Annotated in this window: 1 protein-coding gene; it reads right to left on the minus strand. The window is 42.9% G+C overall.

Annotated elements, in window-relative coordinates:
- Positions 1-359 (minus strand): prealbumin-like fold domain-containing protein (locus AOQ32_RS08820; protein ID WP_242976737.1); only part of this gene is annotated, 359 nt, incomplete at both ends.

A 359-nucleotide genomic window follows, 5' to 3' on the forward strand; every position in this document is an offset into this window, starting at 1 on the left:
AATGAGTAGTTGGCATTCCACTGCTTTGTACCGGTTTCAGCACCAGTTTTTTGAATGGTAATCCCACCCTTAACTTCTTGGTTGGTCTCAAAAGCTGTGTTAAAAACAATAGGTGCTTGTTGACCATTGTATGTCAACGTTACATTCTGAGGAGTGGCCGATTTGACAAAACCTTGACTAGCTTTGGTTTCAATAACCTTATATGTGCCTAGTGGCAATGATTCTTTCGAGTAGGCTTTACCAGAAGCATCTGTCGTCACATGATCAACAACCTGACCATGCTCATCAACAATATCAAACTCGTTGCCTGCCAACGTGTAGTTGCCGTTAATCATGTTCTTGCCTGATTGGGCACCCGA

The sequence above is a fragment of the Fructobacillus tropaeoli genome (genome assembly GCF_001047135.2).
GTDB classification, from domain to species: Bacteria; Bacillota; Bacilli; order Lactobacillales; family Lactobacillaceae; genus Fructobacillus; species Fructobacillus tropaeoli.